Below are 23610 nucleotides of genomic sequence, written 5' to 3'. Positions count from 1 at the left end.
AGGATGAGGGAGAAGTAAACATGGCTTATCATCTCACGGTGCGCAAAATTGAGCAGTCTTGCCTGTTTGACCTTGCCTGGGGCCGGGGGCAGCGGCTAACGGTGGTGCTGCCCTATCCGACTCAGCTCAGCTCTCTCTATCAGGCGTGGCAGCGGGCTTATTTGGGATATTACCGCCATGCTCTGCGCGGGCGTCCGGGGGCGGTGGGTAGGCTGACGGCTCCGGTCAACTGGCACAGCCAGCTCGGTCAGGCTGAGGCCAAGCTGCTTTCAGAGTTTCATCGCTGGCTGCGACAGGAGGACTTGTTTAGTCTCCGCAGCGCCTTGATACCAAGCGAAGCTGCTGCGCCAGCAGTTGATTTATTTCTGACCTGTGAGCCGATTGAGGTTGCTCGCCTGCCCTGGGAAACCTGGGAAATTGGCGCCGAGTTCGGGGCATCTACACCGCTGCGGATTACGCGATCGCCCGCAAATATCCGGGCAGAAACGCCACCGCGTCATTCGTTCCGGCGCGGCAAGGCTCGAATTTTAGTGATTTTAGGAGAGGACACGGGGATAGATCTAACGGGCGATCGCGCGGCCCTGAAATCGCTTCAGGCGATGGCTGAGGTGAGGTTTGCTGGCGGCGAGGCGGGTAAACCAGCGGGTGTCCTGAAAGAGCAGGTAGCAGCGGCGATCGCGGATGCGCAAGGCTGGGATCTGCTGTTTTTTGTGGGTCACAGCGATGAAGCCAAACAGGTGGGAGGCGAGATTCTGATTGCGCCTCAGGTGTCCCTATCGCTGAAGGAACTCACTCAATATCTAGAGACGGCCCGCGATCGCGGTTTGCAGTTTGCCCTGTTCAACTCCTGTAGCGGTCTGGATATTGCTGATTCTTTGGTCAATTTGGGTCTAAGTCAGGTTGCCATCATGCGGGAGCGGGTGCATAACCAAGTGGCGGTGGCGTTTTTGGTGCAGTTTTTGCAGGGGTTAGCCCAGCATTTTGATGCCCATGAGGCTCTGCTAAAAGCCTGTCGCTATCTCAAGTCGGAGAAGCACCTCACCTATCCCTCGGCCTATCTCATTCCGTCCCTGTTTCGCCACCCTGACTCCCAGCTCTTTCAAATCCCCCCCTCTGGCCTGAAACAGCGGTTAAAGCGCTGGCTGCCAACTCACAGAGAAGCGATCAGCGTTGGGGTTTTAGTTGCGGTCAGCTTACTTACCCCTGTACACGATTGGCTGTTAGATCAGCGAGTTTACGTCCAAGCCCTTTACCGAAATTTGACTGCTCAGGCAGAAGTTGCAACACCTACCAAGCTGGTACTGATCCAAATTGACGATATTTCTCTGCAAAAGGCTCGTATTAGTAACCCTCTGCCAATGCGGCGCGACTACCTAGCGCAACTAGTAACTCAGCTAACAGAGCTGAACGCTCAAGTAGTAGGCATTGACTACCTGCTGGATCGCCCGCAGGAATTACACGATAAACAGCTCAATCAGGCTTTACGTAACGCAATTAGGCAAGACTCAACCTGGTTTGTTTTAGGCGCGAAACGCAATCACCAAGGCCAATGGCTGACAGTTTGGCCAGAGGTAGCTGATATGCGTTGGAGTTTGCAAGGCAACATCTGGTTGCCCTATTGGCACGTATTACCCATTTGGCGCAGAGATAATCAACCGCTGCCTTTCAGTCATCTACTAGCCACAGCGTATCAGCTAAATCGCCAACTACAGCGCGGATTTCCGACTCCGCAGCCTGATTTAGTTAGCCAGCAGCAATTGCAAAGTCAGGTTGGAGACTACCTGCGAGCCAACCTACCAGGGTTCCATTCGGAGCGTATTTGGCTACATCCACTCACTGCATTCTCTTATCGCTTGGGACTGCGATGGCTGCAACCGCTTTTAGATTTTTCCATTCCACCCGAACAAATATATTTGACAGTTCCTGCTTGGCAGCTTTTGGAGTCTCCTCAGTCGGTGTTAAGAATGTTGGGCTTAGCCTCACTAGAAAACACCGTGGTGATGGTTATTGCAGGTGGGTATGACGAGGCTGGCGTCACCCTTGCTGGCGAAGACAATGTTGAAACACCTAGAGCGATCGCCTTTTGGCGCAATCAGTCAGAGGAATACAGTCGTGGCTTTACGGGCGGAGAAGCTCATGCTTATATGACTCATCATTTTTTGACTCATCATCTAGTGACGCCTATTCCTAATGCTGGATTGATATTGCTAGCGGCGGTCATTGGTAAAGCCACTGTGCTGGTGATATTACCGCGCTGTCATCGATCCTGGTTGTGGAGCGGCTTGGCTTTGACCGCGATCGCCTATGGCTGGTTAAGCCTACAGCTCTATATCTCAGGACTTGTCGTGGTGCCGTGGCTGCTGCCAACGCTAACAGTTTTTACATATATCTCTTTTGCGAAACTGGAGAACTCTCATGGTTAAAGTATCCTCTTTGTGGCTCATCTTGTTTTGGTTCCTGTCAAACATCAGTTTCAGCACTCATGCAGCTAGTGTTCAAGTCATAGAAGCTGAACCTGAAGTTGAATGGCGAGGTATCTTAGACATTTTCCGAAGAAATCCTCCACAAGATTCTGGTCGAGGTGGACCTGGTGGACCTCGACCTGCTAATTCGTGTCTTGTGACGCTTCAAGCTCGCGAACATACCATTGTTTGGAATTTGCATCCGTTGCTTTTATGGTCTAGTCAAGCTAAGGTCGCAGGTGTCCGCTCAGTGACTGAATCAACTGTTCTCTGGCGTGAGCCTGCAGAAATCGTAGAACCAGGATTATTTCAGGTAAGCTACACTGGCGAGGCATTACAACCTGGTGAGGCTTACAACTGGCTGTTCTACTTTCAATCAGGTTCAGAAGAACCAATGTTTTGGCGAACTTTTCAAGTGCTGGGCGGAGAAGAACGCGATCGCATTAGTGCAGAATTAGATACGCTCACCGCCATTCTGAAAATTCAGGATGCCGATGCCGAAGCGATCGCTCTAGAGCGTACCCGTTATTTCCTAGCTGAAGATTTGCTAGCCGATGCGCTGCAGGAAATCTTTTCGGTCGAAAATCCGTCAGCAGTTCTGATCGAAACGCGAGAAGCCTTAGTCGCTGAAATTTGCCAGTCTCAAACCGCCGCTGCGGCTCAGGCACCCGGAGATGCCAGCGAAAACTGATCGAATTTCACCGCGTCTGAGTCTGGTTCGCGGGTATCAAAATAGTAGCTAGTCACCGTCCCCTCAGCCGTGTCTAGAATGCTAAAGGCCGTGATGTCATTGCTGGCGATGTAGGGCAGAGGGGTACCATCCTCACGGGTCAGCGGGGCAACAGAGGGCAAAATCGGTTCTAGGCCATAGGGATCGCCCAAGGGTACATAATTATCTGCCTGAAAGTCTCCCAAGTCAGACTCTTGGCGTTGAGGCACCTCTCTCGGATTGTCCCCCCAGTGAGCGTTATAGGTATTGCCCACGTTGGCGCTTTCTAGAAAATGCGTTCCCTGAGGACTAACAAAGCGATTCCACACGTGATCGTGACCATAGAAAACGAGCTGTACCCCTGCCTGCTCCAGCAGCGGCAGCAGATCGCGGATGATATAGTCCTGGTCTTTGGGATACTCGTAGCGGATGGCCTTGAGGCTGCCGTCAGCAGCGGTGTCGTATACAGGCACCGGCTCGGTAAAGGGCGGCACAATGTTGCCGCCTAAGCTGTGGGGCGGGTGGTGCAGCATGACCACTTTGTACTGCGCCTGCTGAAAGGCGGGGCTAGCTAGCTCTTGAGCCAGCCACTGATACTGGGGACTGCCCTGATTGATGCCCATAAAAATGTGCTGTCCGTGGCCCCACTGATTCGGCGTGGAGAGGTCAGCGGCGCTTTCGCGGTAGCGTCCGCGGGTTTTGGGGCCTAGGCCGGGCGATCGCCAAATATTGGTGACAAACAGGGTGACTAAGCGAACATTGCCAAAGGTAGTGGCATAGTAGCGGCTGGTCGTTTCAGCTTCTCCAGGAATAGGGCTTTGAGGCAGTGTAAAGAGGGCTTCGTAGGTATCGGTGTTGAAGGAGTTGTTCTTCAGCCAGCGGGCCTTTACCTGAGGATCGGCAGCAGGATTAAACACCTGGGCGTGCTGATTGTAAAGCTGATTGGCAACTGACCAAGGCACCGGGTCATTAAACTGACTGTCCAAGCTGTCAAAGCTGGAGTAGCGGCCCATTACCTCATGGTTGCCCGCCGTGGGAAACAGGGGCGCGTGCTGAATAATTTCGCCGCCCTGATAAACCGTCGTGGTACCGTTTCGCTCTAGGGCATAGCTGGCTCGTCCCTGCAGGCTAGGAAAAAAAGCGTTGCCCCGCGCATCATCAAACCACTCCGAAGCGCGATCGGGTACGTTAACCAGATCTCCTGCGTGAAACACTGCATCCACCGGCCCCACTGTTTCGACCACCTTTTGCAGGTTGGCAGGCGTCATGGGCATGAGCTGATGGTCTGAAGTGAGCAAAATCTGCAGCGGCTGATCAGAGGGGGGCGTAGCCGCTAGGGAAAACAGGCGGCTTTTATGAAGCTCTCCGCCGGCTTCGGCGCTCAAGACCTGATAGGGTACCCGATTTCCCGGATTCAGTCCTGGAATTTCCGCTTCATGCCGCCAAATCGATCGGCCAACGGGCTGGTCAAGTTCGTCTGCGGCGGTATCAGCTAGCTGAGAGTCGGCGTCTTCTCGCAGGCGCTCTAGCTGAGTGGTGTTGGCCGGGACGGTGTTGGCCAAATCGTCGGTTGCTAAACCATCAAGCTCAGCAAAGGTGACGGACTGAGCCGTATCCCCGTAGGCCACAATATGGTTCATCCCCTCAAACTCGGTGAACCAGACGACCCGCACTGAGGAGGCAGTTGGATATTGCAAAAACGGATCGCTCAGCAAGGGAGTACCTCCGGAAATAGGTCTTTGCCGCTGCAATAAATTTGAGATTCCCGAATCTAATGTAATAAACAAACCCGTGGCTAAGATCAGCAAAATGCCCGCCACAATTAAAGTTGTGTCTTCTCGCTTACTCATTGCCGCAGCCAGCCGCTAAAGTGTCTATTGCCTAAGCTACCCCTAAACCGGGCCATCTAAAATTGACTTTAGGAAAACTCAGACCCATTCTTTTCTTGTATTTCTAACCCTTGCTTTGGCAAAACAGCGTCGCTGGCAGTCTCTATCTTTGTTTCTGCGCCCCATGTTATTGCTTTCGCTGGGGCTGCATGGCCTGCTGCTAGCGCTGCCTATGCCGGCTGAAAAAGCTGAGATTCCAGTTCCTGAACCCGATCCAGAAACCATCAGCGTGACCCGGCTGCCTGCGGCCAGTTCCCTTGCAGACTCCCCTGCGCCCTCTCCCCAGCCGGCGCCGCCACCGCCGCCCGCGGCCAAACCGGCTCCACCGCCGCCACCTGCTGCCACTGCGCCAAAACCAACTGAGCCCCCGGTTCCCCCTCGAGTAGAACCTGAAGTCCCCGAAGTTACCCAAGAGACGACGGACAACACTGACGCCACCACTGACACATCCAACCCTGACGATAGCGCCGCAACGACGGCAGACTTGTCTCTAGAAGACAAGCTTCAGGACGCAGATTTCTACAACTACAGCGAGGCGGTAACAACAGATTCAGAAGCAGTCAATGTCCTGTCAATTTGGATAGAAGATCTCATCAGTCGGTATAGTGCTATTCAACCCTGGCCCGATCGCCTCTCTGAACCGCTGATCTTTCCCTACGCGCTAGAAACTTGCCTGACCCCAGAACCTGTCCTGGCTTCAGTTGGCGTCGTGATTAAGCCGACTGGGGAACTGGCAGAGGAACCGACTCTGCTCAAAAGTACGGGCTATGACATTCTCAATCAAAAAGCTTTAGCAGAAGCCAAAGAGCGATCGTTTCCAACCGGAGACGCAGTCAAAGCCTATTCTCTAGAAGTCCAGGTGCAGTACGACGCGGCAGCCTGCACCCCACCCGCCGAATAAGAGAGCAAACACGCTCTTGAGCGCTGGATGGCTCGATAGAATACAGGCATTCCCTTTGCTGTGAAGTCCCTATGGTGCGCGATCGCAAATTGCCTAAGCGTCAGGCGTCTTATCTCAAATGGGCCACGCTGATTGTGGCAACGCTGCTAGTCTTCGATATCGCCACCTTTTTCGGGGCTGAGGGGCTGTGGTTTCAAGAAGTTGACTATCTCTCTGTGTTTTGGCTGCGGCTGAGAACTCAGGTTAGTCTGGGACTCTTCTTTTTCCTCAGCAGCCTGGGCATATTGGGCGGCAACCTGTGGCTGACTCAGCGTTGGGCCTATGTCAAAGTTGAAGGCGATCGCCGCTCCCGTCAGGGAATTGGGCTGCGCTGGCTGCTGCTGATTACTTTTGGACTGGGCTTGCTGATGGCAGTGCAGCTTCTCTACCATGCTCAGGTTGTGACGAGCTACTGGCAGCCGAGCAACACGGTCTATAACCGCAGCCTGCCTGTCCCCCTGTGGATTAAACCGGAAGCAGTGCAGACCCTCGGAAATCAGCTAATAGCCGCACCTTGGCAGGCAATCCTGATCGCTCTGGTGGCGGTGGGCTTTGTGATTTTGCCGCAGGTTCTAAGCGCGATCGCCGCCGTTTTGATGAGCCTAGGGTTTGCTTTGGTCTTATCAGGCCAGTGGCTGAAGGTGCTGCCTGCCCTGCAGCCGACAGCCTTTGGACAAAGCGAGCCGCTGTTTGGCCGCGATATTGGCTTTTATATTTTTCGCCTGCCTGTAGCCGAGCTGCTAGAGTTTTGGCTGGCTGGCGTTTTGTTTTTTGCTTTAATTTCAGTCACGCTGATCTATCTGCTCTCCGGTGAAAGTCTCAGCCAAGGGCGATTTTATCGGTTTTTACCCGTCCAGCAGCGCCATCTCTACGGCCTAGCCGGGAGTCTCCTTTTAGCCACCAGCTTTGGGCACTGGCTCAGCCGCTATCAGCTCCTCTACTCAGATCAGGGCATCATTTACGGGGCTGGCTACACCGATGTTCACGTCAACCTGCCCGTCAACACCGGCCTGAGTCTCGTCGCCTTTTGTCTGGCCTGGGTGATGCTGTGGCGCACAGCGTTCTGGTCGGTGCGGGCCAATAGCTTAGTGAAGTGGCTGGGGGATTTAGGACACCGCTCTCAGGCAACCTTACCCAAGCTCTCCAAGCGTCCGCCTACGCTGCGGCTGCTGTTTTGGGGACTGGGCTTCTACGGGCTGCTGGTGGTGCTGGGAGGCATGGTGGCGCCAATGGTGGTGCAGCGCTTGGTGGTGCAGCCCAACGAGCTGGTGCGGGAGCGGCCTTACATTGAGCGATCGATCGCGCTAACCCGCTCAGCTTTTGACTTAGACACTATCCAGGTAGAGCCGTTTAATCCCGACTATGCTCTGACGCTAGCCGACCTGCAGCAAAATAGTCAGACCATCAATAATATTCGCGTTTGGGACACTCGCCCGCTGCTGGAAACCAACCGCCAACTGCAGCAGATTCGTCTCTACTACGAGTTTTTAGATGCCGATGTCGATCGCTATGCCCTGATTCAAGACGACGGCACTACCGATCTGCGTCAGGTGCTGATTTCGGCCAGGGAACTCAACTATGAGCAGGTTCCCGCTGAAGCCCAAACCTGGGTCAACCAGCATTTGATCTACACCCACGGCTACGGCTTCACCATGAGTCCGGTCAATACCGCCGCCCCCAGCGGCCTGCCCGACTACTTCATCAAAGACATTGCCCATGTGCCCAGCAGCGAAGTCATCCGCCGCAGCATTCCGGTAGGGGAACCGCGCCTGTATTTTGGCGAACTGACTGACAACTACGTTATGACCCGCACCCGCGTGGAGGAGCTGGACTATCCCAGCGGCAGCGACAATGTTTATAACACCTATGACGGTCGGGCCGGGATCAATTTAGGCGATCGCTGGCGACGCCTCCTGTTTGCCAAGCATCTCAGCGATTGGCAAATGCTGTTTACGGCTAACTTCACCCCAGAAACACAGCTGCTCTTTCGCCGCAACATCAATGAGCGCGTCAGGACCATTGCGCCCTTCTTGCGCTATGACACCGACCCCTATCTGGTAATTGCTGACGTGGAGCAGACGGACTTGGAAAAAGTGCCCCAGGCTGACAATGTCTCCAGCGATCCCAACTATCTCTACTGGGTGATTGATGCCTACACCACCAGCGATCGCTATCCCTACTCTGACCCCGGCAGCTACGACTTTGACTATATCCGCAACTCAGTCAAAGTCGTCATCGATGCCTATCACGGCTCGGTCAATTTCTATGTAGCCGATGCCCGCGATCCGATTATTCAAACCTGGAACAAAATTTTCCCCGATATGTTTCAGGCTTTAGACGATATGCCCCCTGCCCTACGGCAGCATATTCGCTATCCCCAAGATTTTTACCAGGTGCAGTCGGATCAGCTCATGACCTACCACATGACCGATCCGCAGGTGTTCTACAACCGTGAAGATCAGTGGCGTGCTCCCAACGAAATCTACGCCAACGAACCACAAACCGTAGATCCTTACTATCTGATTATGCGGCTACCGGCTCAGGAGACGGTAGAGTTCATTCTGCTGCGCCCCTTTACCCCGGCCCAACGCAACAACCTAGTGGCCTGGCTAGCGGCGAGCTCAGACGGCGATCGCTACGGGCGCATGCTGCTCTACCGCTTCCCCAAACAGGAGCTGGTCTTTGGGCCTGAGCAGATTGAGGCCCGCATTAACCAAGACCCAGAAATCTCCCAGCGCATCTCCCTCTGGAATACCCAGGGGTCGCGGGCCAATCAGGGGAATCTGCTGGTGATTCCCATTGAGCAGTCGCTGCTGTATGTCGAGCCACTGTACCTGGAGGCAGAACAGAACCGCCTGCCAACCCTAGCCCGCGTCATTGTGGTCTATCAGAACCGGATTGCGATGGCCGAAACTTTAGAAGAATCGTTGGGCGCGGTGTTTGGAGCCAATGCCGGACAGCCCAGCGCTCCGCCAATTTTACGCGAACTGGGAGAAAGCCCGGCCCTCGATGAGCTAGCGCCGCTGGAGCCAACTGTGCCCGGTGAGTCTGATAGTCCTGATACTGAATCGGTGCCGCTTGATGCGGCCAGCTAGAAATGTGGCCAAAAAAAATCCCCAGCCAGTGCCGGGGATTCATCTCAGGGTGCATCTACCACTTCTTTATTGCGCCCAATAGGTACCGAATCCGGAAGAAATCTCGGTTTTTTCTGGGAACATGCTGTTTGCCCAGTCGACTTCTAAACAAGCTAACGTAGTAACGGCGCTACAGAATGGGTGTCAGTCATGGATATGTGGGATAGACAAAAAAGCTTGCAACGACGGAATAACAAGGCATTTGGCAGACGGCTATGGGGGGCGATCGCCGCTGGCCTACTGGTGACAAGCTGTAGCACCCAGACAGCGACAGAATCAACCCCCACCGCTTCCACCCCGGCAGTACCGGTGAGCGATACTGCCAATAGCAAGACGCTGCGGCTGCTGTATACCCGCATTCCCGCCTCGCTGAATCCTCATTTGGCGACAGGGTTTCAGGACTTTGAGGTAGCGCGAATTGTCTACGAGCCGCTGGCCAGCTATGACGCAGCCGGACAGCTCACACCGATTTTGGCGGCTGAAGTACCTAGCCTGGAAAACGGCGGCGTGGCTGAAGATGGCCGCTCCGTCACCTGGAAGCTGCGGCAGGATGTCAACTGGGCGGACGGCGAACCGCTGACGGCAGCAGACGTGGCGTTTACCTATGAGCTGATTAAAAATCCAGAAGTGGCGGCGGCCACGGCCCAGTACTATGAAGGGGTGGAGGCGGTAGAAGCGATCGACGATCACACCGTCAAAATTACCTTTGCTCAGCCTACCCCTGCCTGGTCAATTCCGTTTACCGGGCAGAACGGCGTGATTTTGCCCCAGCACGTCTTTGCGGACTATAACGGTTTGAATGCCAGGGAAGCGCCCGCCAACTTTGAGCCTGTGGGCACTGGCCCCTACCAGGTTGAATCTTTTGAAGCGGGGCATTTGGTCTTCAAGCGCAATCCTCAGTATTGGGGAGAGCAGCCCTACTTTGAGACGGTGGATATTTTTGGCGGCATCGCTCCCTATGCGGCGGCGCGGGCGGTATTGAAAACAGGGGAGGCCGACTTTGCCCATAATCTGCAGGTGGAAGCGGAGACCCTGACGGAGCTAGAAGCTGAGGGCAGCGGTGAGGTGCTGACCACCTTTGGCTCCTCGGTGGAGCGCATCATGCTCAACCTGACTGACCCCAACCAGGAAACCAGCAGCGGCGAGCGATCGAGCGTTGAGAATCCCCACCCTTTCCTTAGCGATCGCCAGGTGAGACAGGCGATCAACTATGCCATCGATCGCCAGATGATTGCCGAGGAACTCTACGGCAAAACCGGACAGCCGACCACACAGCTACTCGTAGCCCCCGATCCCTACGTGTCTGAGCAAATTAACGCCACCTACAATCTCAACCGGGCGGCGGCCCTGCTTGAAGAGGCGGGCTGGACAGACACCAACGACAACGGCACCCGCGACAAAGACGGGGTTGAAATGAACGTGGTGTTTCAAACATCGGTGAATCCAGTCCGCCAGAAAACTCAGGCGATTGTCAAAGCCAACCTAGAAGCCATTGGCATCGGCGTCGATATCAAGCGAGTCCGGGTGGACGACTTCTTCTCTGCCGATCCGGCCCAGACCGACAGCATTAACCATTTCTACGCTGATTTGCAAGCCTACAACATCGGCAACGATAGCCCCGATCCGGGAATTTACATGGGCTGGTGGACTTGCGACGCGATCGCCACCCAGGAAAATAACTGGCAGGAACCTAACAACGCCCGCTACTGCAACCCCGAATATGACGCCCTCTGGGAAGCGGCCAGCCAGGAACTCGATCCGCAGAAGCGGGCAGACCTATTTCGGCAAATGGATGAGCTACTGGCTCAGGACGTAGCCGTGATTCCGGTGGTGCGGCGGGCGATCGCCAATGGTGTCAGCCAGACCCTCACCGGACTTAGCCCTACCCCTTGGGACACCAGCACCTGGGATATTGCCCGCTGGCGACGCTCGCAGCCGCCAGCCACACCGGCAGAAACCGAAACCTCCGAGACTCAATCAGAATCCTGATGCAGAGCCGTTTGTAAAGCGCCTACAGCCGACTCAATCGCGCCGCTGGAAAGCTTTGGGTGGGGGTATGTATCGGCAATGACGAAGGTAATCAGGATGGCCCAGAGAAGGCGACTTAGGCGAATAGGAGTCCGAGTGAGTGTCATAATCACACCGTTGAAACGCTGTTAGGCTTTAAGCCTCTGCCGAGTTGTACTGCTGGCGGCCAGAGAGGTATGCAATTGTCTACAGCGGATCTGCGGAAGTTTTCGGACATAGAAAAAAGCGATCGCCTGTAAAAAGCGATCGCTCAGCTTGTCTAATTGAGGTGTCATGCTCCTAATTTCTGGCTAATCCACCACCTCGATCACAGGCTTTTCAAACTGACTGCTCGTCTGGTTGGAGACTCGCTGGTTACGCTGATTGAGAAACTCCATCGCTATCTGAGACACCTCAGACACCAGCAGCGTAATCAAAATGCCGTCGTCGATCCAGCCAATCACCGGAATGAAGTCGGGTGAGATATCAATGGGGCTGATCAGATAGAGCAGCGTGCCGAAGACAATCAGCCAGCGATAGCGGGTATTGCGCAGGGTGTTGCGATACCACTTATAAAAAGCCTCAACCAAATTTTGCATCAGGGGTACCTGTGTTTCATATTTCTTTCATTTTTATTATGGGGGTTATTCTTTTAAACAACGAGTGTAGAAACCCCGCGCCTAGGGGACGGTTGCTCCCACCTGGCATCGGCCCCACAGATTTGGGGCTTGGTAGCCTTAATTACTGCCGGGGCGAGGGCGGCGGGGCTTATGATAAACCGGAGTAGGGACCATCCTTCAGCAGAGGCAAGGGAGCTGATATGCAAAGCTTTGACTGGAAGAAGCTGCAAAACGGATCTGATATTCGCGGCGTGGCGCTGGAGGGCGTAGCGGACGAAGCGGTTAACCTCACCCCCGCGATCGCCCAGCAGCTCGGTCAGGCTTTTGTCGCCTGGTTATCGTCAAAGCTGGACAAAGCGGCTTCAGAGCTGACCATCTCGGTGGGGCGAGACAGTCGCCTGTCGGGGCCAGCCCTGATGCAGGCGGTGATGGACGGCATGGCGATCGCGGGGAGTCAGGTCTATGACTTTGGCCTGGCCTCGACGCCCGCCATGTTCATGAGCACCGTCACCTCCGGCTTTGACTGCGACGGGGCGATTATGCTCACCGCTAGCCACCTGCCATTCAACCGCAACGGACTGAAGTTTTTCACCGCTCAGGGAGGCTTAGGCAAGCCCGACATCAGCGAGATCTTGGCGCTGGCGGAGCAGGGCGAGCCGGTCACAGCCTCGGCCAAAGGCCCCATCGAGCCGCGTGACTTTATCTCCGTCTATGCCGATCAGCTCGTTACTAAAATTCGCCAAACGGTGAACCATCCCGACAATTTTGAGCAGCCGCTACAGGGACTCAAAATTGTCCTAGACGCGGGCAACGGCGCGGGCGGCTTCTATGCCAGCCAGGTTTTAGTACCGTTGGGAGCCGATACCACCGGCAGCCAGTTTTTAGAGCCGGATGGCACCTTCCCCAACCACGTCCCCAATCCCGAAGACAAGGCGGCTATGGCGGCCATCTGTCAGGCCGTGACAGATAATCAGGCGGATTTCGGCATTATTTTTGACACCGATGTCGATCGCGGCGCGGCTGTAGACGCCTCAGGCCGAGAACTCAATCGCAACCGCCTGATTGCCCTAATTTCAGCCGTAGTTTTGCAGGAGCATCCCGGCTCTACCATCGTCACCGATTCGATTACCGCTGACGGCCTCACCCAGTTTATCGAGGCTGAGCTAGGGGGCGTCCATCACCGCTTCAAGCGGGGCTATAAAAACGTGATCAACGAGTCAGTGCGGCTGAACCAGACGGGGCAGGAATCCTGGCTGGCGATCGAAACTTCGGGTCACGGGGCGATGAAGGAGAACTATTTTCTCGATGACGGCGCTTATTTGGTGAGCAAGCTGCTGGCAGAACTGGCGAAGGCGCAGCTAGCGGGCAAGTCGCTGACTGACCTGATTGCCAAGCTGCAGGAGCCTGCCGAAAGCGAAGAATTTCGGCTGAAGATGGCGGCTGAGGACTTCAAAACTTACGGTCAGCAAGTGATTGAGCAGCTAGAAGCCTATGCGGCTAAGCAACCTGACTGGCAAGTGGTGCCCAACAATTACGAAGGCATTCGCATTTCCTGTCAGTCTGCGGCTGAGGACGGCTGGTTTCTGCTGCGGCTTTCCCTCCACGACCCGGTATTGCCGCTGAATGTGGAATCTAATGTCGAAGAAGGCGTGGCTTTGATAGCAGCGCGGCTTTTAGATTTCTTTCAAAAATTTGAGCTGCTGGATTTAAGCCAGCTCCGCCAGTTTTTGTCTTAGTTTTTGGCTAACGGACTATGCAAATTTGGGTTGATGCCGATGCCTGCCCCAATGTGATTAAGGAGATTCTGTTTCGGGCGGCTAAGCGGGTACAGGTGTTGACAACGCTGGTGGCCAATCAGCCCCTACAGGTGCCCGCTTCGGCCTATATCGAGACGGTGCTGGTTCGTGCTGGCTTTAACCGGGCCGATAGCTACATTGTGGCCCAGCTTGAGCCGGGAGACTTGGTGATTACGGCTGATATTCCGCTGGCGGCAGAGGCGATCGCTCAGGGAGCCTATGCCCTCAGTCCACGCGGCGTCCTCTTCGATCAGGGAAATATCCGCGAGCGGCTGTCGCTGCGCAACTTCATGGAGGATCTGCGCAGCAGCGGCGTGGAAACGGGCGGGCCGCCAGCCTTCAGCCAGCGCGATCGCGAAGCCTTTGCCAACCAGCTCGATCGCTTTTTGGTCAAACACCGACCCACTTCCGAACCGGGCGGCTAGAAATTGATGCCAAAGCTGCCGGAATTGCCAACAAGGCCAGTGTAGCTAGGTGGGTAATTATGCGGCGCGATCGCCAATCGTCTCAGGTTTATTCGCCCCAGAGGAGAGGCCCCCAGCAGCAAACGTATCCGTTTTCGCAACCCAAACTTTTGCTGTCTGAGCTGCCCGCAAAATTAAACTATTCGCTCTCATCCCCCCGCACCAGTGCTCAGCACTGGTCTCTTTTTGTGAGGCTCTGCCTCGGAGTCACTATGCGTATCAATCAAATTTCTTGGCTTGGCTTGATTGGTTTGGGTCTGTCCGTCGCTGCCCTCTCGCCTGCGGCGATCGCCCAAACATCCCCTCACACCGAGCAAAGTCCGTCTGTACCCGCTAGGCTAGAACCGATTGGCGAGTTTGGCGGCAGCTACGACCAGCTTCAGAGCTACCTGACGATTCAAGATTGGCAGGGCGCGGACGCTGAAACCCGCCGAATTCTGCAGCAGTGGGTTCACGCCGACGGCGACTTATACGGCGCGCCCCAGTCCAGCGCCATTCCCGCTGAGGTGATTCGCCAGCTAGATCAGCTCTGGTCAGAGGCCAGCGGCGGTCGCTTTGGCTTCAGCGCGCAGCAGCGCCTTTGGCAGGAGATTGCCGCGCAGCAGATGGGCAACCCAAATGGGGCGGTCAAAACCTTTGGCGATCGCGTCGGCTGGACCCGCACTACAGGCAGCGACTATGGCTTTATTGCCCCGGACTGGTTAGTCGAGCCAGAGCTGACCTTTAGCCTACAGGCCCCAGTCGGCCACCTACCCTGGACAGGCATCGACTGGCAAACGGTATCTGATATTGCCAGCGGTCACGGTTCGGGCTGCGGCAGCTGCACCATTGATGCCATGTACCTGCAGGGGGAGCGCTTCAACCGCTACCTGCCCGGCCTGTACCATCAGGTTAAGCTGGCCCTGACCGTGGCAGCACCCATCAGCTACAGCGACTGGCAAACGCCCCAGCTCCACCAGGAAATTGATCTCACCACCCTATATCCCGGCACCGTCTGCCCGGTCCATACCCAGGCGCAGGCCGTCAGCCCTGACAGCCAGCTCCTAGCCATTAGCAGCTACAGCTATGAGCGCTCCTGCAGCTTGGAAAACAACAGTACGCTGACGCTGTGGAACCTGGCTACGGGTGAGATGATTGCTCGCCTGGTAGCAGGTCAGGCAACTGAAGCTTTTTCCTACACGGGAACGCCCCAGGAGCCATCGACTGAGCCAGTCAATATGGTGGGAGACGTGGCTAACGCGATCGCCTTCACGCCCGATGCCCGGCTGGTGGCAGCGGGCCTGTCTGACGGGACGGTGAAGCTGTGGAATGCCCAAACGGGCGCTGCGCTGCGCACCTTATCGGGTCATCAGTACGCGGTGCACGCGATCGCTATCAGCCCAGACGGTCGCACCCTGGCCAGCGCCAGCTCCGACCAAACCATCCGGCTGTGGAACCTGCAGACCGGCCAGCTCTTGCACAGCCTCAGCCTAGAGCCGTCTCAGGCCATTCCCCAAAGGCTGCAGTTTAGCCCCGATAGCCGCCGTTTAGTCAGCGTCACCTGGGCCAACAAAGTGCAGCTCTGGAGTCCGGCCACCGGGCAGCTTATTCGCACATTCATGGACGCTGGCAGCCCGGTCGCTCAGCCCATGCCGGTAGCGTTTAGCCCCAACGGCCTGATTCTAGCCACTAGCGATGCCGATAACAGCGTCAAGCTCTGGAATGCGGTCAACGGGGCACGAATGCTGACCCTGCGGGGCCATCAGGCCCCCGTGCGATCGCTGGCGTTTTTGCCGGACGGGCAGACGCTGGCTAGCAATAGCGCAGACAATACGGTACGCCTGTGGAATCTGCAGTCGCCTCAGCTCACCCGCGTTTTTGAGACGGTCAACTTTGTGGCTCAGCCCCAAGCCAGTTCGCTCAGCCTAGGAGAGCTGGCGGTGAGTCCAGACGGGCGATCGCTGGCAACCAGCGCCATTCTGCCCCCGACCGGGCAGGAGGCTCCCACCGCAGGGCTGAAGCTGTGGGATATCTCCAGCGGTGAAGTGGTGACGGCTGTTCCAGGCGTATCTAGCTTCAGCTTCACGCCCGACAACCAGTTTCTGGTGACCTACGGGCCAACGCTGCGGATCTGGCAGCCTGAGCAGCTTTAGACGTGGTGGGCTGAGCCGCTCTGCGCGGCGCCAACTATACTGGCAGGACTTTCCCCCGCAGTCCTGCCGGGGCTGCGAGGTGATAGCGGCCCAGCAGCGTCGGCAAAATGTCATAAATCTGCGCCTCTGAGAGTACCTGACCGTCCTGGGGCTGCTGCGGATCGTGGAAAATCATCAGGCCGTACTGGGCGTGATTGGCATCGTCCGGGCCAGTGTCGTTGTCAGTGGTGTAGAAAGCGCCGCTGCCCACGCTGCCCACTGAGCGCCAAGCCAGCCTGTCAAAGTAGGCAATTAGATCCGGGGCCAGGCCGCGCACTTTTTGATAAATCTGCTGCGGTCGAAAGATCTCAATGTTCAAAGATTCTCCTGCCGGGCCAGGCAGGACAGAGAGCTTTTCGATAATTTCATGGCGGGTGCTTTCATACTCGGCCATCGGCACGGTGCCCTGCGGCTCCCGCCCCTTGACGTTGAGAAAAATCCGTCCGTAATAGCCACCTGCGCCCCAAGCCTTCGTCTGGCTCCAGTCCACTTCAACTTGATCTAAGGGCTGAAGCGCTGTTGGCGTTTCTTTTAGCACTAGATAGCCCTCGGCAATCAGCCACTCATTCAGGCAAATTCCTCCCATCAGCGGCTGGGCTCCGTGGTCAGAGACGACCAGAACAGCCGTCTCTGGGCCGCACTGGGCCAAAAGCTGCCCCACCTGCTGATCCACATGGCAGTAGTAGTCGTGAATGGCGTTGGCAAAGGGGGAACCTGGCTCGTGCTGGGGATGGTTGGCGTCCATCGGCTTCCAGAAAGAGTGATGAATGCGATCGACGCCCATGTCTACCAGCATCAAAAAGTCGGGGTTGTCTTGGGCAATCAGCTTTTGGGCTAACAGAAATCGCTGGTCGCAGAGGGTGTAGATATTGTCGAGAATGCGCTGTTTGTCTTCGGAGCGGAAGTGGGGTACATCTAGCAGAAAGTCGGGCATCCAGTCGAGGATTTGTCCGGCTAGCTCCGGCGGATGGGTAAAAGTGGCTTCGGTGTTGGGAGTCAAAAAGCACGACACCAGTGAACCGTTGACCGGATAGGGGGGAGAGGTCCCCGGAACCCCCAGCACCGCCACCTTCCAACCCGCTTCGCCCAAAATGTCCCACAGGCGCGGCACCCGCACTGCCCGACCATCCGAGATTGCCATTGAGTCATAGCCCCGGTTCTGACGGTTGCGAAAGCCGTAAATTCCCAGCTCACCCGGATCTCGGCCGCCGGTCATGCAGCTCCAAGCGGGTACGGTAATGGCGGGAATGCTGCTCTCTAACTGCCCGTAGCTGCCCTGGGCCATCAGCCGCGACAGGTTGGGCAGGTCTGACCGCCAGCGGTCAAACACCAGGGACGGTTCCATGCAGTCGAGGCCAATAATGATCAGGCGAGGGGACATAAGTTAAGTCTGATTATCTATGAGACGCATTTCGACTCCGCTCAATGCTCGATCCGTTATTAGGCAGAGGGTTGAGCGAAGTCGTTCACGAAGTGTCTCCCGAAGGGAGAAAACCCAGCAACCTCAGCGGTTTAGCAATACCCACCTGTGTCCTGACAAAGAGGGCGATCGCTATATTGTTTCATCATGACGCATCCTCGCAGCTTGGCGACTGAGGCTTTATGTTTTAGAAAAAACGAGCCACGGCGCAGCTAAACCCAGGCAGCAGTGAGGTGTTAAGTCAATCAGTCTAATTGTTTAGACGCATTTCGATTCCGCTCAATGCTCGATCCGTTATTAGGCAGAGGGTTGAGCGAAGTCAAGACCCAGCAAACCAAATTGGACCTGATTTGATCCTCCTACTTATTTCTCGCTCCCTGGTCGAGTGAAAGAGCGAGAATTCTTGGGCGGCCTGCTTCAAGCCACGGCGGGCTTAGCAGAGGGAGCAGCGCTTGGTCAGAATTACCATCACTTCGTTAGGCCGATCGGTGGGCATGGGCTGGCTCCAGGCCGTGGCTTCGGCGTAGCCCAGTACGTGCAGCCGGTGGATTTCTAGCCGTACGCAGGGCAGGGAGCCAAACATCATCAGCCGTACGTGATCGCCGCTGCTGGCTTGGTCGCGGGTGGGAACGGCGATCGCGGGGGAAGGGCGATCGCTGCCATGATTTTCTTGAAACATGAGTGTACTCCTTGAGTGAATTTGAGCCTGGGAGGGGAAGGCGGAAGTAAAGGGTGAAGGATGAAGGCAGAACGATGAAGTGAAAGGCTTTTAACTTCTATCACCTCACTCTGTAATTTCTGCCTTTTTCCTTCTGCCCTCTACCTTTTTCCTTCTGCCTTTCCCTAATCCCCAGAACCAAAAACATAGCCACCCCGACAACTTGCAACGCAAATCGAGGTGGCTGGTGGTACACTGCACCACTAGCCGCCAGACTGCTCCTTCAGTTTGGGGGTTAGCTCTCTAGACGGTGTTTCCAGCACCTCTAGGGAGCGCTAAGTTTTTGAGTCTGTGTGAATAAGCTGTAACGTTTGGACTGCCACAGCTTAATGGGTGAGTGTACGACATTGGGCGATCGGCGTCAACAGTGGCATGAAGCTATGCATCTAAAGGACTTCTCGACCGCGTCCCCCTCGGTTGAGTACGCGAGTATAAAAGCCTGGTTTTGAGTAGAGGCTGCAACCTGCTCTTGCACCGCTAGATGGGTGAGAAAGGCTTCTATTTACAGGAACATCCATCTCTTGGGGATGACGCTTGTCATGAAACAAGATGTAGCAGCGAATCTATTGCACATAGGTTTGTTCCGTGCGGTAGGAATAATGCTTCAAACGAATAGCCTTTTTAACCTAGTCGAGTAGCTTCTTAGGACGAGGTTCTCCTTGCATGAGTAGACTGCCTGAAAAGAGCTGATGAATAAACTCTAAGCAAATTTAACCTGAAACTAAAGGAATGATTATACTGAATCATTCCACCTATCTACCCGTATGGGAATTTTAGGTAGACATAATTCCACCTATTTACCCGTATGGGGATCTTAGGTGGAAACTTTCCCTCTAATAATAGTTAGAGAGCATTGCAGTAGCGCGATCGTCCTTCATCGTATAGCTTGTTTGACTCAAAAGTCTTTATTAATGGTTTCTCATGCTTGTTACCGTTCTTAGCACCAGCGCCTTGAGTGTATCTGACGTAAGAGAATCATCTGTCAGTTGTCAGTAATTTCTTGAAGAATTTTTGACAACTTTAAAACTCAATTAGCACAGATTGCCATTCAGCAGAAGCATGGAAAATATATACAGGTTTATCATTAATGAATAAGCTTCACTCAGCAGAGAACAAGAACAGAGCCAAAAAAGATGAAATTAGAGAGAAACTTGATTATTTAATGTCTGTTAGGGCATTGAAGCTTCCGGACTGGCGAAACTTTAATACTCTAGTCAGTGCTAATCAAGATAAAGTCAGAAGTACATGGCTTTCATACATAATTGACTTTTGTTTAATAGCAGCAATATTGTACTTGCTAATTAGATTAGATTTAGACACCTCTATAATTCTATCTTTTACTCTTATAATTTCTCTGTTCATTCAAGATATATTCATGGACGAGATAGTTCGGAGATATTTTAGGAATCCAATGGATTCGTTTAAGGATAAAATGAGATTAGCAGATGAGAAAATTCAAATTATAGTTGTCCAACTATTTCAAAATTCGTGCAAGGTAATCTATACGGCTATCTACTTCTTGCTTGAACGTATTTCTTGCAATTTTTCAAGAAATATCCTCGCCTCTTCATATATCAACGAAGTATGGAAAATTATACAGAGAGCAAGCAGATACTTATCTGCTATATTTAGAAAAATACTTTCTTTTAAACTTCTTAGAATTTTTGAATTCTCTAAGAGTATTTTTAGTATCCCATCACTTTTTTGGAGTTCTTTAGATCTAGCATTTTTGTGGGGCTGGATTAGGCTAAACACACATATACTAGACGAAACAGTCTTTACATACGATATAAGTCGCCTGAGCGACATACTTAACTCTTCGCTAGTAGAAATAAATTTTCATGAAATATTCAGCAGATATTTACCTATAATATTTTTGGCTTATATCTTGACTTATACACCTATATTATTAATCGATTATACGAAAACAGGGGACGACTCGTTAAACGATTTTGAGACAGAATCAGAAAAGATATTCTTCTTTAAAAAAGATTTTTTAAAGGGGATCGTCTTCTACTTTCACTTGGTTTTAATATGGTCTATTCGTGGATACGTTTTAACGACACTAGGAATAATTATTTGTAGGTTCTATCCTTTGATAGGACTTTTATTAATTTTGATAGGAATATACTATGCTTTTGTTGTTGCGTTGCTGAACAGACCAATAAAAAGAATTTGTGTCTTCTTTCTTTCAAGCATGCTTAGTATAACTATACTGGGATCTAATTTCATCAAAATTAGATCTAATGTTCTTGGGCTAACTTTTTTGGCAGCCATAATACCCTTTCTAAATTCTGATAGCTGGCAAATGGTCAATGGGATAAGACCTGTAAACATGCTTCTTGTTGCTTTTATAATTTATTTCTTTCCAATTTTCCTGTTCATTTTTTCTCGTAAAAATCTAATACTTGAAAGATTTCGAACAGAGATGAATTTAGATACTGAAGTAAATAAGGAAGAGCTTTTATCTCAAATGAGAACACTAAAGTCAAGCTTTTGGAAGCCTTTAGTTATATCTGACTCAACTAATCAGTACCTAGATCTAACTTATTTAAATTCACAAAAACTGACGAAGAACGATATTGAAGTTATTTCCAGAAAGATTATTTTCTCATCAATTTTATTTATTTTTATTTTGCCTATTTTGGTATTTCTGTTTTCTCTGATAATTTTTCAGTTTATGCTTAGTGAATCAGTCTTGATAGAGTGGCTTAAGGGCTTTTCAATGCCGAATCCTCTTCAGATTTCTGCCCCCCTTAACATTTACTTAAGCGGACTGTCAGTGCTAAGAGCGAAGGCTTCTATTCTACTTGCACTTTTGAGTACTGTATCAACTCTAGGAACCTTGTTCAGTTCGGAAGAAGATCTATCAGCTTTTCTAGAGAATTCATTTATTAATGATGTGAAAATAGATAAGTACTTATTGATTCTTTGGCGTTGCATGATTAAAAGATGAATTAGAGGTAATCTGCAATGCAATGTCCAGAGTGTGGAGCCACTCACATCCGTAAGAATGGTAAGAGAAAAGGTAAGTGCGATCACGGATTTTGTAGATACTGTTTTGAGACAGTGCGATCGCGGATCTTGTAGATACTGTTTTGAGACAGTCATGTCAAGCAGAGGGAAGTAATTTGTCAGGGTCAAAGGGCTGACCCGATTTGAGAATGCCGTAAATAATGCGAATCAGCTTATGCATGACTGCGCCAACGACCTGCATCTTCGGCTTACCTGCCGCCAGCAAGCGCTGACAAAACGGCTGCATCTGTGGGCAACGTCGCATGAGATGCAACGCCGGGAAGTAGAGCGTTTTACGCAAGCGTCGATTACCAATCTTGCACAAGCGAGTTTTGCCTCGAACAGAAGTGCCCGATTCATGCTCTTGCGGAGTCAACCCGGCAAAGGCTGCCAACTGCCGAGCCGAACTGAAGTGTTGGATGGCACCAATTTCAGCCAAGACACGAGCAGCACTGCTATCGCCAATGCCCACAATCGAGGTGAGCAACTGATGCTGATGTTGCAAGCTGTCATGGGTCTCAATATGTTCGAGCATCGCTTTTTTACCGATGTCACTTGCTCCTTAAGAAAGGCAATGTGCTCGTCGATATCGGCCTTCAATTCCACCGGAGTAATCTTGAGTCGGTTTTTCTCTTGCGTGAGCATTTGCTCCAGCGCATCGAGCCGACGGGTATAGGCTTGTAAAGTGACAACTTCAGCCTCTGACGGTTGCCACAGCGTAGGCTTGAGGTCTCGGCAAAATTGAGCAATCAACTTCGCATCGGCGCGATCACTTTTGGTGCGAACCAGGACTTTGTAGGGTGCGTTGCGACAAGCAAACGCACCATTACTCCCATCGCCCATTCAGCCCAAACTCAACTGGGCATTCACCCCAATTTGGCGAATAAATCCCTTCAATAATCAATCGATGCACACTTGAAAATTGCCAAGATGCTCGACAAAATGGTGCGTTTGCTGTTCAGCAACGCACCCTACAAAATCCGCGATCGCACTTCTCTCCCTCAAATTGACACTCAATGCTGAATGATTAGACTAAGGTTCTGCCAGTGAATCTAACGGTTTTCAACTACTGATGTAACTAGAATCCTATTTTGCGGTACACGCAGTAGCGAAACACCAACGATGAGTAACCAGACTTCCCACAGGATAAAGCCAACGGGGGTCGCTTCTAGCACAGGCATTGCAGGTATAACAGTGGCGAACAGTTCGCTTTGTCCAATCAATAACAGCGGTACGGTGAACAGGCCCCACCAGGCAACCCAGGACTTAAATAGCACCGACGATCGCATCGCCCACCCTAACCCCAACGTCCAGCCTATGAGTAGGGTTTGCCCCAAATGCTCACCAATTACCACTCCACCGTACTGATGCACGGCCTGATAAACAACGCCCACGGCTTCGCGAGTCATCACAGTAGTATTGGGATCGGTATAAAGATGGGCTAACATCGGCACTACAAACACCCATCGCATCAACCCGATCGCTTGCAAAAGACCCGACAAAGCCCCTGCTAGCATTGTTACCAGCAGAAAAGGCGACGGATTGCGGTTTGTCGGCAGCTTCATCACCACATGCAGCAGAAAACTGGTCGGAATCAGCAGCAATGCTGACAGTCCAAAGCCGAACCAGGTGAGGATTAGCCCGGTCCCCCCTCTTTGGAACCTCGTCAACACTACATCAACAGGCTCGCGCAGAATATCGTCATACCCGAAGGTTTGAATCAGCAGCATGTATGGGATATTTGACAGGATGATCAGCAGGATCAATAAAATGCCCGTAGTCCGAATCAGTTGTAAGCGGCGCATAAGAAAACTATCTCCATTGAATGCGTGTTGGTGAAAGACACTAAATAAAATATTGGAGCTAACAATGTGCTGGAAGTTGGCAAGCAACCGTTAGGCAAATAAGTGCAATCACGAGAAAACCGACTCGGATAGCGTGAAGTCGATCCCATCGCCGTCTGAGATTTTTCCAATCATCGGGCAATGATTCTAATCTCAGTTGACCAATCTGATTGTTGATCGGCACTAATCTAACGATGGAAAAAAGGATCAATGAAAACCACAGGATTGCTGCGACCACAGCAAAAAAGAAGGACGGTTGATTCTGGCGCAGTGTAAAAGCCACTCCGATCGTGAGCGCTAATGTCAAGGCATACCAAAATGGCATAATGCGACCGTAAATTAGCGCCAGTGATTTCGATGCAGCTACGTGACATTTATCGTCTAACCGACGAAATTGGGGATGGACAAAAGCACTCACCGC

17 protein-coding genes and 3 pseudogenes are annotated in these 23610 nt (G+C 52.8%); 10 read left to right on the top strand and 10 right to left on the bottom strand.

Annotated elements, in window-relative coordinates; genetic code table 11:
* Window positions 1-20: 20 nt before the first annotated feature.
* Together QJQ48_RS05315 and QJQ48_RS05310 are read left to right on the top strand one after the other, a co-directional pair.
* The gene (locus QJQ48_RS05315) at window positions 21-2423 is read left to right on the top strand and encodes a CHASE2 domain-containing protein (RefSeq protein WP_346290166.1); all 2403 of its coding nucleotides are present in this window, start codon (window positions 21-23) and stop codon (window positions 2421-2423) included.
* A 196-nt stretch (window positions 2424-2619) separates the two neighbouring features.
* Window positions 2620-3153 carry a hypothetical protein gene (locus tag QJQ48_RS05310; RefSeq protein WP_346290165.1) on the top strand — a complete coding sequence of 178 codons (534 nt, stop codon included), beginning with the start codon at window positions 2620-2622 and terminating at the stop codon, window positions 3151-3153.
* Here the strand turns inward: QJQ48_RS05310 and QJQ48_RS05305 are convergent.
* Window positions 3123-5021, bottom strand: coding sequence for a metallophosphoesterase family protein (locus tag QJQ48_RS05305; RefSeq protein ID WP_346290164.1), 1899 nt, complete (start codon window positions 5019-5021; stop codon window positions 3123-3125). The two genes, QJQ48_RS05310 and QJQ48_RS05305, sit on opposite strands and share 31 nt — an antisense overlap.
* Before the next feature lie 115 nt (window positions 5022-5136).
* On the opposite strand from QJQ48_RS05305, the gene QJQ48_RS05300 reads away from it, so the two are divergent.
* The 3 genes from QJQ48_RS05300 (at window position 5137) to QJQ48_RS05290 (ending at window position 11123) form a co-directional block, all read left to right on the top strand.
* Window positions 5137-5961 (top strand): hypothetical protein, encoded by an 825-nt coding sequence (locus tag QJQ48_RS05300; RefSeq protein ID WP_346290163.1) that lies wholly within the window; start codon window positions 5137-5139, stop codon window positions 5959-5961.
* 71 nt (window positions 5962-6032) lie between these two features.
* Complete coding sequence (locus QJQ48_RS05295) at window positions 6033-9095, top strand: UPF0182 family protein (protein ID WP_346290162.1); 3063 nt, start codon at window positions 6033-6035, stop codon at window positions 9093-9095.
* A gap of 195 nt (window positions 9096-9290) precedes the next feature.
* Window positions 9291-11123, top strand: a complete 1833-nt coding sequence (locus QJQ48_RS05290; RefSeq protein ID WP_428843026.1) for a peptide ABC transporter substrate-binding protein — start codon at window positions 9291-9293, stop codon at window positions 11121-11123.
* Here the strand turns inward: QJQ48_RS05290 and QJQ48_RS05285 are convergent.
* Genes QJQ48_RS05285 through QJQ48_RS05275 form a run of 3 tightly spaced genes read right to left on the bottom strand, consistent with a single transcriptional unit; the run spans window position 11108 to window position 11740 of the window.
* Window positions 11108-11269, bottom strand: coding sequence for a hypothetical protein (locus QJQ48_RS05285; protein WP_346290160.1), 162 nt, complete (start codon window positions 11267-11269; stop codon window positions 11108-11110). The genes QJQ48_RS05290 and QJQ48_RS05285 overlap by 16 nt on opposite strands.
* 21 nt (window positions 11270-11290) lie before the next feature.
* A complete protein-coding gene (locus tag QJQ48_RS05280; RefSeq protein ID WP_346290159.1) occupies window positions 11291-11437 on the bottom strand; it encodes a hypothetical protein in 147 nt (48 codons plus the stop codon).
* 15 nt (window positions 11438-11452) lie between these two features.
* A complete protein-coding gene (locus tag QJQ48_RS05275) occupies window positions 11453-11740 on the bottom strand; it encodes a YkvA family protein (protein WP_346290158.1) in 288 nt (95 codons plus the stop codon).
* 221 nt (window positions 11741-11961) lie between these two features.
* On the opposite strand from QJQ48_RS05275, the gene QJQ48_RS05270 reads away from it, so the two are divergent.
* From QJQ48_RS05270 to QJQ48_RS05260, 3 genes are all read left to right on the top strand, one after another.
* The gene (locus QJQ48_RS05270; protein WP_346290157.1) at window positions 11962-13497 is read left to right on the top strand and encodes a phosphomannomutase/phosphoglucomutase; all 1536 of its coding nucleotides are present in this window, start codon (window positions 11962-11964) and stop codon (window positions 13495-13497) included.
* 17 nt (window positions 13498-13514) lie between these two features.
* Entirely contained in the window at window positions 13515-13982 is a 468-nt protein-coding gene (locus QJQ48_RS05265; RefSeq protein ID WP_346290156.1) for a YaiI/YqxD family protein, read from the top strand.
* A 251-nt stretch (window positions 13983-14233) separates the two neighbouring features.
* Entirely contained in the window at window positions 14234-16153 is a 1920-nt protein-coding gene (locus QJQ48_RS05260) for a GUN4 domain-containing protein (RefSeq protein ID WP_346290155.1), read from the top strand.
* A 34-nt stretch (window positions 16154-16187) separates the two neighbouring features.
* On the opposite strand, the gene QJQ48_RS05255 is transcribed toward QJQ48_RS05260, so the two are convergent.
* The 3 genes and pseudogenes from QJQ48_RS05255 to QJQ48_RS05245 all read right to left on the bottom strand — a co-directional run.
* A complete protein-coding gene (locus tag QJQ48_RS05255) occupies window positions 16188-17573 on the bottom strand; it encodes an alkaline phosphatase family protein (RefSeq protein WP_346290154.1) in 1386 nt (461 codons plus the stop codon).
* Window positions 17574-18045: 472 nt separating this feature from the next.
* On the bottom strand, window positions 18046-18291 hold the full coding sequence (locus QJQ48_RS05250; protein WP_346290153.1) for a hypothetical protein: 246 nt from the start codon (window positions 18289-18291) through the stop codon (window positions 18046-18048).
* A gap of 475 nt (window positions 18292-18766) precedes the next feature.
* Window positions 18767-18944, bottom strand: a pseudogene (locus QJQ48_RS05245) (phage integrase N-terminal SAM-like domain-containing protein); the annotation flags it as partial.
* Window positions 18945-19741: 797 nt separating this feature from the next.
* On the opposite strand from QJQ48_RS05245, the gene QJQ48_RS05240 reads away from it, so the two are divergent.
* Together QJQ48_RS05240 and QJQ48_RS28365 are read left to right on the top strand one after the other, a co-directional pair.
* A complete protein-coding gene (locus QJQ48_RS05240) occupies window positions 19742-21286 on the top strand; it encodes a hypothetical protein (protein WP_346290152.1) in 1545 nt (514 codons plus the stop codon).
* Between the two features lie 17 nt (window positions 21287-21303).
* A pseudogene (locus QJQ48_RS28365) lies at window positions 21304-21390 on the top strand (IS1 family transposase); the annotation flags it as partial.
* 52 nt (window positions 21391-21442) lie between these two features.
* Here the strand turns inward: QJQ48_RS28365 and QJQ48_RS28360 are convergent.
* From QJQ48_RS28360 to QJQ48_RS05220, 3 genes and pseudogenes are all read right to left on the bottom strand, one after another.
* Window positions 21443-22134, bottom strand: a pseudogene (locus QJQ48_RS28360) (IS110 family RNA-guided transposase); the annotation flags it as partial.
* Between the two features lie 263 nt (window positions 22135-22397).
* Window positions 22398-23150, bottom strand: a complete 753-nt coding sequence (locus QJQ48_RS05225) for a DUF4386 domain-containing protein (protein ID WP_346290150.1) — start codon at window positions 23148-23150, stop codon at window positions 22398-22400.
* A 58-nt stretch (window positions 23151-23208) separates the two neighbouring features.
* Window positions 23209-23610 (bottom strand): anthrone oxygenase family protein (locus QJQ48_RS05220; RefSeq protein ID WP_346290149.1); only part of this gene is annotated, 402 nt, incomplete at its 5' end.

The sequence above is a fragment of the Sphaerothrix gracilis Ecp01 genome (genome assembly GCF_030405905.1).
Lineage (GTDB): Bacteria > Cyanobacteriota > Cyanobacteriia > Phormidesmidales > Phormidesmidaceae > Sphaerothrix > Sphaerothrix gracilis.
The sequence above is the reverse complement of the archived record's forward strand: the minus strand, read 5'-3'. Positions and strand labels throughout refer to the sequence as shown.